This is a genomic window from Halobacillus shinanisalinarum, assembly GCF_022919835.1.
Taxonomy (GTDB): domain Bacteria; phylum Bacillota; class Bacilli; order Bacillales; family Halobacillaceae; genus Halobacillus_A; species Halobacillus_A shinanisalinarum.
On the sequence record NZ_CP095074.1, the window covers coordinates 353,033 to 365,724 of the forward strand.

A 12,692-nucleotide genomic window follows, 5' to 3' on the forward strand; every position below is an offset into this window, starting at 1 on the left:
CCTTTACGGTGTTAGGAAAATGATTATTCATCTTTATCCTTATCCATGTCACCTAATGTTTGTCTCATGTCAGTATCGGCATTAATATTTTGGTAGTTCATATAATCCATGACACCCATTTTACCTGAGCGTAGTGCCTCGGCAAGTGCTTGAGGAACTTCAGCTTCCGACTCAACCACCTTAGCTTGCATCTCTTGAACACGAGCGCGCATCTCTTGCTCTTGGGCAATGGCCATAGCCCGACGTTCTTCCGCTTTTGCCTGCGCAATATTCTTGTCAGCTTCAGCCTGATCTGTTTGTAGCATAGCGCCAATGTTCTTACCAATATCAATATCAGCTATATCAATAGAAAGAATTTCAAATGCTGTGCCCGCATCCAATCCTTTTCCTAAAACATTTTGCGAAATCCGATCGGGGTTCTCTAAAACTTTATTGTGGTTTACACTTGACCCTATCGTAGATACGATCCCCTCACCAACACGTGCGATAACTGTGTCCTCACCAGCACCACCGACAAGACGATCGATATTCGCACGAACTGTAATACGCGCTTTAGCTTTGACCTCGATACCATCAATAGCTACACCGGCAATGAACGGTGTTTCAATCACTTTCGGGTTAACACTCATTTGAACCGCCTCTAAAACATCTCGGCCTGCAAGATCAATTGCGGCGCATCTTTCAAAACTTAGTTCAATATTTGCACGTTGGGCAGCGATCAGGGCATTTACGACGCGGTCAACGTTACCACCCGCTAAGTAATGGCTTTCGAGCTGGTTTGTATCGACAGTTACCCCTGCTTTATGTGCTTTAATCATCGGGTTAATGACCCTAGAAGGAATAACCCTTCTTAACCGCATCCCTACTAGTGTAAAGATACTTACTTTTACGCCAGCAGCCAAGGCGCTAATCCAAAGCATTACCGGAATAAATGTAAATAGAACAGCGATAACAATAATAATGATCCCAATAATAATAATGGGCATAAGTTCTTCTAATGACATGATTTCTTCCCCCTAAAAATTTAGTTTATGGCACGAACAACAATCCTAGCTCCTTCTATTTTAACAATTTTAATCGGCTGATCAGCACCAATAAAGCTGCCTTCTGACACTACATCCATCCGTTCCTCATCAATCAAGGCGGTACCAGATGGCCTGAGCGGTGTGATGGTCTCTCCCTCCATGCCAATTAGTTCAAGCCGATTTACGGTGGAAACGTAGCCTTTCTCCGCTGATGTCGAATCATTGAGAATCACATGCCGAAAAAAACCACGTTCAAATCCGATCGTTTTAATAAGAATAATTGAAACGATGATGGTTATTAGTAAGGCAATGCCAATACTCAAGGCCATATGTCCCATATCAGCTGACGATAGCATCAGGGAAGCAACAACGGCAGCAATACCCGCAATCCCGGCGATGCCACCGGGTAAAAACAGTTCGGCAACAATCAAGCCAATCCCTAAAACGAGAAGGATGATGGCTTCATAACCAGCCAATCCAGCGACAATATGACCGTAAAAAAATAGAACTAATGATAATACTCCCATAATTCCTGGTATTCCAAATCCAGGTGAATACAATTCAACGACCAACCCAAGGCTGGCAATTGATAAAAGAATTGGGATGACTACAGGATGTGTAAGGAAGCGGGCAAAGTTTTCAGCAAGAGTTGGGCTCGTTTCAACCACTTTAGCGTTACTAAAACCGATCTCATTAAGTAATTCAACACGATCTTTCACAATTCCTTCCGCATAACCTACTTCAACAGCTTCTGAAGGACCAAGAGTTAAAAATTCACCCTCAGCAGCACCATATTTAGGAAGGTCTACGTTGCTGTCCGCCATGGCCCGTGCATACAATGGATCCCTCCCATTTGCCTCTGCAGCTGAAACCATCGCAGAAATCCATGCAGATTGGGCTTTTTTATCAGCAGCTGTACCGTCAGAATTAATCACACCTGAGGCACCCATCGTCGCTTGAGGCTTCATATAAATTTGATCTGTACTAAGCGCGATATAAGAACCTGCTGAATAAGCACGGCTTGCAATAAAAGCTGTATTAGGAATGTCGAGGCCTGCTAACAGTTCCCCTATTGTTCCAGCAGCATCTACCCTCCCTCCAGGGGTATCAATTTCAAATATGATATGGTCGGCGCCCTTTTCAATGGCTTCACTCGTCGTTCGCTGTAGAAAAGACACCATCCCTCTTTCAACGGTATTTTCAACAGGTATGATATACACCTGCTTTCCTTCACCTTCCGCTTGAACATGATCACTCCATTGATAAACCGCGAGAAAAGCCATTGTTAATAGCAGCGAACTTAAAAAAACAAGACGGATTGACCGCTTCAAACGATTCACCTCCTTATTTGGCCTGCTCTGGATACTATTTATACGTGACAATTATGTGAAAAGTTTCATTAATTATAAAAAGGTCTCTCTTTTTTATAAAGAGAGACCTTTACCAATTAAGATAATTGCTTAAGTACGAGTTTATTCACCTTAGAGCCTTCTGTTTTGCCCTTTACTTTGGGCATAACAGCGCTCATAACTTTACCCATGTCGCCCTTAGATGAAGCTCCTACTTCTACAATTGTTTCTTGAACGATTTGTTCAAGTTCTTCTTCTGTGAGCTGTTTTGGCATATATACTTGTAAAATCTCAATTTCTTCATTAAGTCCTTCTACAAGATCTTCGCGTCCAGCTTCTTTAAACTCTTGGAGGGAATCTTTTCTCTGTTTTACCTCGCGAGATAAAACAGTAAGTTCTTCGTCTTCCGATAGATCCTTACCCAGTTTGATCGCTTCGTTTTGCATCGAAGCTTTGACCATACGAATGACACCAAGGGTTTTCTTATCCTTTGCCTTCATCGCTGCCTTCATATCCTGGTTTAGACGTTCTAGAATTGACATCTACTTACACCCTCTTTTAATCACTTGCGCTTTCTAGCGGCCTCAGACTTTTTCTTGCGGCGTACGCTAGGCTTATCGTAATATTCACGTTTACGATATTCAGATAATGCACCGCTTTTCGATACATCGCGCTTGAAGCGACGAAGAGCATCTTCAAGAGACTCGTTTTTACGAACGCGAGTTGTTTTTGACATGCTATTTCCCTCCCTCCAAAGCAAAAAAACTGTTTCTGTATAGCATGAGGGTCTCCCACACCTTCGATAATTATATTATATTGCTAACATATGGTCAACTTTTTTTATTATTGTTATGATGAAAAATATCGTATAACTGAGTAGAATCACCCAGCTTTAAGTAGCTGGACCTTCCGAGGTATAGTGGAATATGCAATTTACTAAAATCAGGCAGCCCATTTTCTTTAAATAAATTACTGTCGTAGTGACAAGCTGTTATTTTGCCAATTACCCAATCATGATCACCTGTTGGAACCGTTTGCTGAAGCTCACACTCATAGGCTAGATAAGCTCGTTTCAAAAGAGGAAAACCAACGTTAGCTTCATACCACTTTTGATTATAGTCTTGCACTTTATTGGTAGACGACCCAGTAACACTCCCACTGTATTGAATAAATGATGCTTCTTCAAAAGGAAGAAAATTTATAGTGAATGCTTTATTTTTAATTATATGCTCATATGTAAACCGTTCACGGCCAATTGCCACACCATATATTGGCGGGTCGATAGATAAATAGCTATGCCATCCTGCTGCCATAAAATTTGTCTCTTCTTCATTTTTGACACCCACAACAGCTACCATCCCGGGGTAGCTGTGCATTTTTATATGCTCCTGCTTTTCCATATAACCCACCTCAACTCTCACTGTAGAATCGATTAAAAGGAAGGCTGCTTACAAAATTGCAAGCAGCCTTCTTATAAAAGAAGTATATAATTCAATGAACAGTTTAGTTTTGAGCGACTGATTTACTTAATAATCAGATGACCCTTTTCCACCACTTACAATGGCAATCCCAGCGCTGGCACCGATACGAGTTGCTCCCGCCTCGATAACAGCTCTCGCACCATCATAATCCCGGACGCCTCCAGATGCTTTCACACCTAGATTAGGGCCAACTGTTTTACGCATCAAACTAACATCCTCAACGGTTGCTCCGCCGCCTGAGAACCCTGTCGATGTTTTAACAAAGTCAGCACCGCTTTCCTTCGTAAGCTGCGAGGCTGTTACCTTCTCTTCATCTGTCAATAATGAAGTTTCAATAATGACTTTAACTAACGATTTTCCTTTTGCTTCCTTTACAACCGCTTCAATATCTGCCTTGACAACTTCCGTATTTCCAGATTTCAGCTCACCAACATTTATAACCATATCAACTTCTGTAGCCCCATTCTCAATAGCTTGGCGAGTTTCAAATACTTTAGTTTCTGTTGTTGTGGCACCTAATGGAAAACCGATTACGGTACATACTTTTACATCCGTACCTTTAAGTAGTTCTGAACAGTACTCTACCCAATGTGGATTAACGCAAACAGACATAAAGTCGTATTCTTTAGCTTCCTTACAAATTTCAGTAATTTTTGCTTTTGGCGTATCTGGTTTCAATTGTGTATGATCAATCATTTTTGCAAGATTATGTTCCATTGAAACACTTCCCTTCACTTAGTTGTTCGTACATCTATTGTATCATAGCATGTCTTTTTCCAAAAGGCGAGGACACTGAAAAGGCTGTCATTAGAAACATGCCACTACGAGAACGATCGTGACATGTTCATGTTACTGTTCCTCCAGTTGGTAAGACAAACTAGACAAAAAGTATAGAGGGGCTGTTTCCATCCGCAAAATTCTTGGTCCTAAGCGAACAGGCAAGAATCCACTTGCAAATAGCTTATCCGCTTCTCCTGGAGTGAAACCGCCCTCTGGGCCAAAAATAATGATCACCCGTTGATTGTCCTTAATCACATGTAGACGACTAGATAAAGAATGAGATCTCACTGATCTTGCCTCATTTTCATGAGCGATTAATTTAACATCATATGAATCATTTTGTTCTATTATTTCAGAAAGCGTCATCACATCTAATACAGAGGGGACCTTCGCACGTTCAGATTGTTCACTTGCTTCTTTAGCAATCTTTTTCAGCCGTGTAAGTTTCTTATTCGCTTTCTTTGCGTCCCATTTGGCAACTGATCGCTCGGCGTCGAAGGGAATAAAAAAATCGGCTCCAAGCTCGGTACCCTTTTGAACCACTTGCTCGAGCTTATCGCCTTTTCCTAGGCTTTGAACAATGGTAACCTCAACCGGAAGTTCTTTATTTTCATCGAGCCAATCTATGATAGAACAAAGAACCTCCTGCTCTGCAGCAACGATTTCACAAAGGGCAGGTCCACGCTCAGGATGGACACAAATGAGAGAGTCTTCCTTTTTCATCCTCATTACCTTTACTATGTGGTGCACGTCGTCCCCTTTAATAACTACCCTGTCTTCTTCCCAGTTCGCTTGATCAATAAAATATCGTTGCATCTCCATTCACCTTATTCTGGCTTTCTAGCAATGATTGAGATCCAGTCTTCCATTCTGTTCGTTTCAATAATCTCAAAACCGGCTTGCTCAAGTCGACTCTTTACGAGATGTTTTTTCCCTTCAATAATTCCTGAAGTAAGAAAATATCCATTCGGCTTAAGTTGGCTATAGGCATCGTCAACAAATTGAATAATAATTTCAGCTAGTATATTTGAAACAATCAAATCTGCCTCAACCGTGACACCTTGCATCAGGTTGTTTTTAGTTGACGTTACCTTATCGGCTACTTGGTTTAGTTGAGCGTTATCCATTGTGCTTTTGACTGCGATCTCATCAAGATCGAAAGCATGAACCTGAGCGGAACCTAGCAGAACAGAGGCAACACTCAACACGCCCGACCCCGAACCAACATCAAGGACTACATCCCCTGGCGCTAAATATCGTTCTAAAGCTTGCAGACTCAACACCGTGGTAGGGTGGGTTCCTGTTCCAAATGCCATTCCTGGATCCATTTCGATAATTAACTCGTCACTTTGTACGGGTGTATAGTCTTCCCATGTAGGAATGATTGTAATCCTTTCTGAAATTTTAACTGGCTTATAATACTTCTTCCAGGCTGTCGCCCAGTCTTCTTCTTGGATTTCGGTAAGTGTTACTTCATTACGACCGATCTCAATGTCAAACTCTTTTAAATGATTAACAGACTGCTTCACTGCATCAACGGTCTCTGATAGAAAACTATTGACAGGCAAATAAGCTTTTACGTAAACCCCTTCTTCAGGATAATCTTCAGGATTAAGTTCATAAACTTCACCAAGTCCTGTTACCTCTTTTATCATATCCTGTGGGTCTTCGATCACAACACCGCTTGCTCCAGATTCATGCAAGATGTTTGAGACAGGTTCAATCGCTTCGTTTGTTGTGTGAATACAAATTTCGGACCACTTCATCTAATCAACTCACTTTTCATAGGAATTATGTAAAAAAAGAGTGCCAGGAACTTTGGCACAGGTAGTATTTATTAACCTACCAATTCATCCATACGTCCAGACACTCTTTTGCTGATAACATCATTCACCTTTAAATGCACGTTTCATACGCTCAAAAAATGTTCCGTGCTGTTCTTCCGTTGCCTCATTACCGCTAATATCATTGAACTCGCGAATCAGTTCACGTTGACGATCTGTTAAATTCTTCGGTGTGATGACACGCATTTTCACATGTTGATCTCCGTGTCCACGACCGTGAACATTTGGTGATCCTTTATCTTTCAAACGGAATGTCTTTCCTGTTTGAGTCCCAGCCGGCACTTTAAGCATAACTTTACCGTGCACTGTAGGTACTTCAATTTCGTCACCTAAAGCTGCTTGAGCAAAAGTCAGCGGCATTTCACAAAAGATATGGTCCTGTTCACGCTCAAAAAATTCATCAGGCTGTACACGAATGACAACGAACAGATCCCCTGCTGGGCCACCGTTTACACCGGCTTCCCCTTTTCCGGGTACGCGAATTTGTTGTCCTTCATCAATACCCGCCGGGATATCAATGTGGATTTTGTTTCGCTTCGTTACGCGGCCATCTCCACCGCAAGTATTACATTTCTCTTTAATGATTTGCCCGCTTCCTTGACAATGGTGACATACTCTACGATTGACAACACGGCCAAACGGGGTGTTTTGCTCCTGGTTAATTTGCCCGCTTCCTTGACAATGTGAACATGTTTCAGGGGACGTCCCAGGTTTAGCACCAGATCCGTCACACGTGTCACAAGACTCCTCGACAGGAATCTCAACATCAGTACTTTTGCCGAAAATCGCTTCCTCAAACTGTAATGTCATAGAATATTGAAGGTCAGCACCCTTACGTGGAGCATTAGGGTCACGTCGACGACCGCCACCTCCGAAGAACATGTCGAAAATATCTCCGAAGCCTCCGAAATCTTCAGCACCGCCGAAACCGCCAAATCCTTGTCCTTGTGGGCCAGCATGCCCAAATTGATCATATTGGCTGCGCTTTTGTTGATCACTTAACATTTCATAAGCTTCTTTAGCTTCTTTAAATTTATCAGATGCGTTTTCTTCCTCACTAACATCTGGATGATATTGACGTGCTAGCTTGCGGTAGGCCTTCTTTATTTCTTGTTGAGAGGCATCCTTTGATACACCTAGCACTTCATAATAATCACGTTTACTCACTTGTTGATCACTCTCCCAGGCGCTATTACATAAGATTTATATTACCATTTTCTTTTCGTTTCAAGCAAGTCGTTTATCATTAAGACACACGTGAAAAAAGTCAAAGTCAAGAAGATCCTGACTTTGACTTTTCACTACTTGCTTACTTTTTATTTTCGTCTTCGTTTACTTCTTCGTAGTCTGCATCTACTACATCATCTTCAGTACCTGACTGTTCTCCTTGAGCAGCTTCAGCTTGTTGCTGTGCTTGTTCGTAAAGTTTGACAGATAGGTTTTGAACTTGCTCTTGTAATGCTTCTTTTTTCTCTTTAATTTGATCAAGATCTTCGCCTTCTAAAGCTGTTTGAAGCTCTTCTTTAGCTGTTTCAGCATTTTGCTTCTCTTCATCAGATACTTTATCTTCAAGATCTTTGATCGTTTTGTCCGTCGTGAAGATAAGTTGATCTGCTTCATTACGAAGTTCGATGGCTTCACGTTTTTTCTTATCTTCCTCTGCGTTTTCTTCCGCCTGACGTACCATGTCTTCTACTTCTTCATCAGAAAGTCCAGAAGAAGACTTGATTGTAATCGATTGTTCTTTGTTCGTACCCATGTCTTTTGCACGAACATTCACAATGCCGTTCGCATCAATGTCGAAGCTTACTTCGATCTGTGGCACTCCGCGTGGTGCAGGTGGAATATCAGTCAATTGGAAACGACCCAATGTCTTGTTATCTTGTGCCATTTCACGTTCACCCTGTAGCACGTGAATATCTACGGCTGTCTGGTTATCAGCAGCTGTAGAGAATACTTGAGAATGACTTGTCGGAATCGTTGTATTACGTTCGATCAATTTTGTTGTTACAGATCCCATTGTTTCAATACCTAGTGATAGTGGTGTTACGTCAAGAAGGACAACATCTTTAACGTCGCCTTGAAGTACGCCGCCTTGAATGGAAGCACCAAGAGCTACTACTTCATCAGGATTAACCCCTTTAGAAGGCTCTTTTCCTACTTCTTTCTTAATCGCTTCTTGTACAGCTGGGATACGTGTAGAACCACCAACAAGAAGTACCTTGTGAATATCGTTTGAACTCATGCCAGCATCCTTCATTGCTTGGCGTGTTGGCTTCATAGAACGTTCGACTAGGTCTGAAGCGAGCTCTTCAAATTTCGCACGAGTCAAGTTCATTTCTAAGTGTAGTGGACCTGCTTCACCTGCAGTGATAAACGGCAGGGAAATTTGTGTTTGCGCTACACCGGAAAGGTCTTTCTTCGCTTTTTCAGCTGCATCTTTAAGACGCTGCTTAGCCATCTTGTCTTGAGATAGGTCAATTCCATTCTCTTTCTTGAATTCAGCTACCATGTGATTCATGATCACTTCGTCAAAATCATCCCCACCTAGACGGTTGTCGCCAGCAGTGGCTACAACTTCAAATGTACCTTCGCCAATGTCAAGGATAGATACGTCAAACGTACCGCCGCCAAGGTCGTATACTAAGATGGTTTGGTCTTGATCTTCTTTATCGATTCCGTATGCAAGAGCTGCTGCTGTTGGCTCATTGATAATACGTTCAACTTCAAGACCGGCAATTGTACCAGCATCCTTAGTTGCTTGACGTTCCGCATCGTTGAAATAGGCAGGAACCGTTACAACAGCTTTATCAACCGTCTCACCAAGATAATCCTCTGCATACCCTTTAATATATTGAAGAATTGCTGCAGAGATTTCTTGTGGAGTATATTCCTTACCTTCCACTTCTACTTTATAGTCAGTACCCATATGACGCTTAACGGAAAGAATCGTGTTAGGGTTTGTGATTGCTTGACGCTTGGCTACTTCACCAACTTGGCGCTCACCATTCTTAAATGCCACTGCTGATGGAGTTGTACGGTTCCCTTCAGGGTTAGGGATTACTTTTGCTTCCCCACCTTCCATAACTGCTACACAAGAGTTTGTTGTACCTAAGTCTATACCAATAATTTTACCCATTGTCGTGTATCCTCCTCTAACAAATTACCTTTTCATTTATTGATTCACTTTAACCATAGCCGGGCGAATGACCCGATCGTTCAAACGATAGCCTTTTTGCAGCTGCTCTACAACTACATTCGACTCAAAGTTGTCGTCCTCAACTTGCATCACTGCTTGATGTAGATGTGGATCAAATACTTCTCCTTGGGCAGGAATCTCTTCCACACCTTCTTTTACAAGAGCTGCTTGGAACTGGTCATACACCATTTCCATTCCATTCGTGAAATTTTTGGCAGCATCTCCATCCACTTCGACTTGCAAAGCTCTTTCAAAGTTATCAAGGACTGGGATAAGTTCCTCAACTATTGATTGTGATTTATACTTTCGATCCGCTTCTCTCTCTTTCTGAGTACGGCGTCGAAAATTATCATAATCAGCCTGAAGCCTGAGCAAGCGGTTCTGAACTTCTTCCTTCTCTTGTTGAAGCTGTTCAAGTTCATCGATGGCTTCCTCAGAATCAGCCTGTTCCACCTCAACATTTGTTGTTTCTTCTTCATTTTCAGGTTCAATGATTTCTTGTTCTTGTTGATCTTTTCCTTTCATGACTTCCACCTCCTTGATTCCTATTCACCGTTATTGACTATAACATGAAAAAATATCCTAAGAAAAGTGCGGGCTACCTGACAGAGATTCAGCTTTTTCAAAACCCCTCTTTATAACCCCTATTAGGCTTTCATGTGCTGATCTGCTAATGCTAGATCAAAGAAACAAAAGGCAGAAAGAAGCGACGGAAAAATTACCCCATCGGATATATTTCTTACACGGAAGCTAATACCATCCTTTAAACGTCTCTGTCATATGCCTGGATAAAACATTCAATAATGAAATCACCCGATTGTACTCCATACGTGTAGGACCGAGTAAAGCAATCGTACCTACCTGTTCATTTCCAAGTGTATAGCTCGCGGTAATCAGGCTGCAGTTTTGCATAGCATCAAAAGGATTCTCATGACCAATACGAACATGAAGGCCTTGATCACCTGACCTTAACAAGTCTGCCATTTCATTTTCTCTTTCAATGATGGCATAAAGGGAGCGTACCTTCTCTAAATCTTTAAACTCCGGCTGCATGAGTATATTTGTCTTCCCGCCAATATAAAGCTTAGCCGGTTGCTCGTCCATTAAGGCAGCTTGCAAATACATAAATGCCTGCTCATCCATGTGTGCCCGTACCAAATCACGAATTTCCGTTTGCAGCTTCTCATGCAAATGTATCAACGGAACACCGCCCAGACGATCATTTAAAATATTGACCATCTTCTCAAGCTGTGACGGCTTCATTTCCACAGGTACATTAAATGCTCTGTGCTCAACGTGACCTGTATTTGTCACTAAAATAGCGATCGCAGACTGGTCATTTAGCGGAACAATCTGCAATTGTTTCAGTTTTGTTTCAAATACTTCCGGGCCGAGAATGATCGACGTATAATTGGTCAAGTCTGATAAAATACCTGCCGATTTCTGTACGACTCGTTCAAATTCCATCATTCGATCCTTAAATGCCTCTCTGATTGTCTTAACGTCATTATTCGATAACCGTAGAGGTGATAGAAGGTGATCGACATAAAAGCGATAGCCTTTCTCTGATGGAACTCGACCGGATGAAGAATGAGTTTTCTCAAGATAACCCATTTCTTCAAGGTCTGCCATCTCATTACGTATGGTTGCAGAACTGAAAGTTACAGCCTCTTTTTTTGAAATTGACCGCGAGCCTACAGGCTGAGCAGTCAGGATGAAGTCATCAATAATTACTTGCAGGATTAACAATTGTCTTTCAGTTAACATCGATGATCACCTCTGTTAGCACTCGTATTTAGTGAGTGCTAAATCTAATAATAAATTATCAAATGGGGGTTGGGATGTCAACGAATTTACTTTGATTTTTCACGAATCCAACAAAAATTCCTGAAACACTTCATTTCCTAGTAGTTTCCCGCGCTCTGTCAATCGAACATTCCCGCCGACTTCAGTTAATAGCTCACGCTGTTTCAGATTAGGTACTGCCCCATTGAATACTTCGTGCAGAGTTCGTCCATATTTTTGCTCAAACTTCACCAAGGAGACGCCATTCGCTTTCCTTAAGCCGAGAAACATTTCTTCTTCCATTTGTTCTTTTAAACCAACTGGTTCTTCATGCAAGATGGGTTTTCCGTTTTCCATCGCTTGTTTAACATAGGCTGGAAGGGGACGAATATTAATTGTCCTTTTTCCTGGCATGTACCCGTGGGAACCGGCACCAATCCCGTAATAGTAATCATTATTCCAGTATGTCAGGTTATGCCTGCTTTCAAAACCAGGTTTAGCAAAATTACTTATTTCATACTGATCCACGCCGTGAGCCGTCAGCTTTCTTTGGAGGAGCTCATACATTTCAGCCTCATCATCCTCCGGAGGCTTAACAAGCGTTCCTTTTTTATACCTTTGATAGAAAACAGTTTTCGGCTCAATCTGCAGCGAATAAGAAGAGTAGTGAGGCAAATTAAACTGTAATGCCTCATCGACCGTTTTCTCAAATCCCTCGACAGTCTGCCCTGGTAAAGCATACATTAAGTCGATACTTATATTTGTGAGACCCACTTGCATTAGACGGTCAATATTTGTATAAACATCTTTCACTCGATGAACTCGGCCGATCTTTTCAAGTATCTCATCATCAAACACCTGAACACCTAAGGATATTCGGTTGACTCCGTACGACTTCAGAAGTTTTACTTTTTCCATGTCTAAATCTCCGGGGTTTGCTTCAAAGGTGTACTCCTCACAAGTAGGGACATTAAAGTGTTCGTCAATCATGGTTAAAAGTTTCTCAAGCTGTTTATGGGTTACAACAGTTGGAGTCCCTCCTCCCACGAAAATCGTCTTAACCTCGGCTTTTTCTTGAGGAATATACGTGTGTATTTCCTGGTAAAGAGCGTCTAAATATTCATCAGCTAAACGTTCATTATAAAAAAACTTAGTAAAATCACAGTAATGACAAATTTGCTGGCAAAACGGAATATGAATATATGCAGAGGAAATCGTCATGGTGTTTC

13 protein-coding genes are annotated in these 12,692 nt (G+C 41.7%); all 13 read right to left on the bottom strand.

Annotation, left to right across the window (positions count from 1 at the left end):
* Positions 1 to 23: 23 nt before the first annotated feature.
* The 13 genes from floA to hemW all read right to left on the bottom strand — a co-directional run bounded on the left by floA (position 24) and on the right by hemW (position 12,684).
* Positions 24 to 1,004: a flotillin-like protein FloA gene (gene floA, locus MUO14_RS01940; protein ID WP_244753392.1), complete on the bottom strand. Its 981-nt coding sequence runs from the start codon at positions 1,002 to 1,004 to the stop codon at positions 24 to 26.
* 20 nt (positions 1,005 to 1,024) lie between these two features.
* The gene (locus tag MUO14_RS01945; RefSeq protein WP_396265829.1) at positions 1,025 to 2,308 is read right to left on the bottom strand and encodes an NfeD family protein; all 1,284 of its coding nucleotides are present in this window, start codon (positions 2,306 to 2,308) and stop codon (positions 1,025 to 1,027) included.
* A 164-nt stretch (positions 2,309 to 2,472) separates the two neighbouring features.
* Entirely contained in the window at positions 2,473 to 2,916 is a 444-nt protein-coding gene (locus tag MUO14_RS01950; RefSeq protein ID WP_244753394.1) for a GatB/YqeY domain-containing protein, read from the bottom strand.
* A gap of 20 nt (positions 2,917 to 2,936) precedes the next feature.
* Positions 2,937 to 3,110, bottom strand: coding sequence for a 30S ribosomal protein S21 (gene rpsU, locus MUO14_RS01955; RefSeq protein WP_079530318.1), 174 nt, complete (start codon positions 3,108 to 3,110; stop codon positions 2,937 to 2,939).
* A gap of 94 nt (positions 3,111 to 3,204) precedes the next feature.
* Entirely contained in the window at positions 3,205 to 3,774 is a 570-nt protein-coding gene (locus tag MUO14_RS01960) for a flavin reductase family protein (protein ID WP_244753395.1), read from the bottom strand.
* A 126-nt stretch (positions 3,775 to 3,900) separates the two neighbouring features.
* Positions 3,901 to 4,572, bottom strand: a complete 672-nt coding sequence (gene deoC / locus MUO14_RS01965; RefSeq protein WP_244753396.1) for a deoxyribose-phosphate aldolase — start codon at positions 4,570 to 4,572, stop codon at positions 3,901 to 3,903.
* A gap of 132 nt (positions 4,573 to 4,704) precedes the next feature.
* The gene (locus MUO14_RS01970; RefSeq protein ID WP_244753397.1) at positions 4,705 to 5,451 is read right to left on the bottom strand and encodes a 16S rRNA (uracil(1498)-N(3))-methyltransferase; all 747 of its coding nucleotides are present in this window, start codon (positions 5,449 to 5,451) and stop codon (positions 4,705 to 4,707) included.
* A gap of 11 nt (positions 5,452 to 5,462) precedes the next feature.
* Positions 5,463 to 6,401, bottom strand: coding sequence for a 50S ribosomal protein L11 methyltransferase (gene prmA, locus MUO14_RS01975; RefSeq protein ID WP_244753398.1), 939 nt, complete (start codon positions 6,399 to 6,401; stop codon positions 5,463 to 5,465).
* A 120-nt stretch (positions 6,402 to 6,521) separates the two neighbouring features.
* Complete coding sequence (dnaJ, locus tag MUO14_RS01980; protein WP_244753399.1) at positions 6,522 to 7,646, bottom strand: molecular chaperone DnaJ; 1,125 nt, start codon at positions 7,644 to 7,646, stop codon at positions 6,522 to 6,524.
* Positions 7,647 to 7,788: 142 nt separating this feature from the next.
* Positions 7,789 to 9,618: a molecular chaperone DnaK gene (dnaK, locus tag MUO14_RS01985; protein ID WP_244753400.1), complete on the bottom strand. Its 1,830-nt coding sequence runs from the start codon at positions 9,616 to 9,618 to the stop codon at positions 7,789 to 7,791.
* 36 nt (positions 9,619 to 9,654) lie between these two features.
* Positions 9,655 to 10,203, bottom strand: a complete 549-nt coding sequence (grpE, locus tag MUO14_RS01990; protein ID WP_244753401.1) for a nucleotide exchange factor GrpE — start codon at positions 10,201 to 10,203, stop codon at positions 9,655 to 9,657.
* Positions 10,204 to 10,428: 225 nt separating this feature from the next.
* Complete coding sequence (gene hrcA / locus MUO14_RS01995; RefSeq protein ID WP_244753402.1) at positions 10,429 to 11,445, bottom strand: heat-inducible transcriptional repressor HrcA; 1,017 nt, start codon at positions 11,443 to 11,445, stop codon at positions 10,429 to 10,431.
* A 99-nt stretch (positions 11,446 to 11,544) separates the two neighbouring features.
* On the bottom strand, positions 11,545 to 12,684 hold the full coding sequence (gene hemW / locus MUO14_RS02000) for a radical SAM family heme chaperone HemW (RefSeq protein WP_244753403.1): 1,140 nt from the start codon (positions 12,682 to 12,684) through the stop codon (positions 11,545 to 11,547).
* Between the last annotated feature and the right edge of the window lie 8 nt (positions 12,685 to 12,692).

Coding starts and splice junctions, on each gene's coding strand:
- floA (WP_244753392.1), bottom strand. CDS start 1,004: ATGTCATTAGAAGAACTTATGCCCATTATTATTATTGGGATCATTATT.
- MUO14_RS01945 (WP_396265829.1), bottom strand. CDS start 2,308: ATGGCTTTTCTCGCGGTTTATCAATGGAGTGATCATGTTCAAGCGGAA.
- MUO14_RS01950 (WP_244753394.1), bottom strand. CDS start 2,916: ATGTCAATTCTAGAACGTCTAAACCAGGATATGAAGGCAGCGATGAAG.
- rpsU (WP_079530318.1), bottom strand. CDS start 3,110: ATGTCAAAAACAACTCGCGTTCGTAAAAACGAGTCTCTTGAAGATGCT.
- MUO14_RS01960 (WP_244753395.1), bottom strand. CDS start 3,774: ATGGAAAAGCAGGAGCATATAAAAATGCACAGCTACCCCGGGATGGTA.
- deoC (WP_244753396.1), bottom strand. CDS start 4,572: ATGGAACATAATCTTGCAAAAATGATTGATCATACACAATTGAAACCA.
- MUO14_RS01970 (WP_244753397.1), bottom strand. CDS start 5,451: ATGCAACGATATTTTATTGATCAAGCGAACTGGGAAGAAGACAGGGTA.
- prmA (WP_244753398.1), bottom strand. CDS start 6,401: ATGAAGTGGTCCGAAATTTGTATTCACACAACAAACGAAGCGATTGAA.
- dnaK (WP_244753400.1), bottom strand. CDS start 9,618: ATGGGTAAAATTATTGGTATAGACTTAGGTACAACAAACTCTTGTGTA.
- grpE (WP_244753401.1), bottom strand. CDS start 10,203: ATGAAAGGAAAAGATCAACAAGAACAAGAAATCATTGAACCTGAAAAT.
- hrcA (WP_244753402.1), bottom strand. CDS start 11,445: ATGTTAACTGAAAGACAATTGTTAATCCTGCAAGTAATTATTGATGAC.
- hemW (WP_244753403.1), bottom strand. CDS start 12,684: ATGACGATTTCCTCTGCATATATTCATATTCCGTTTTGCCAGCAAATT.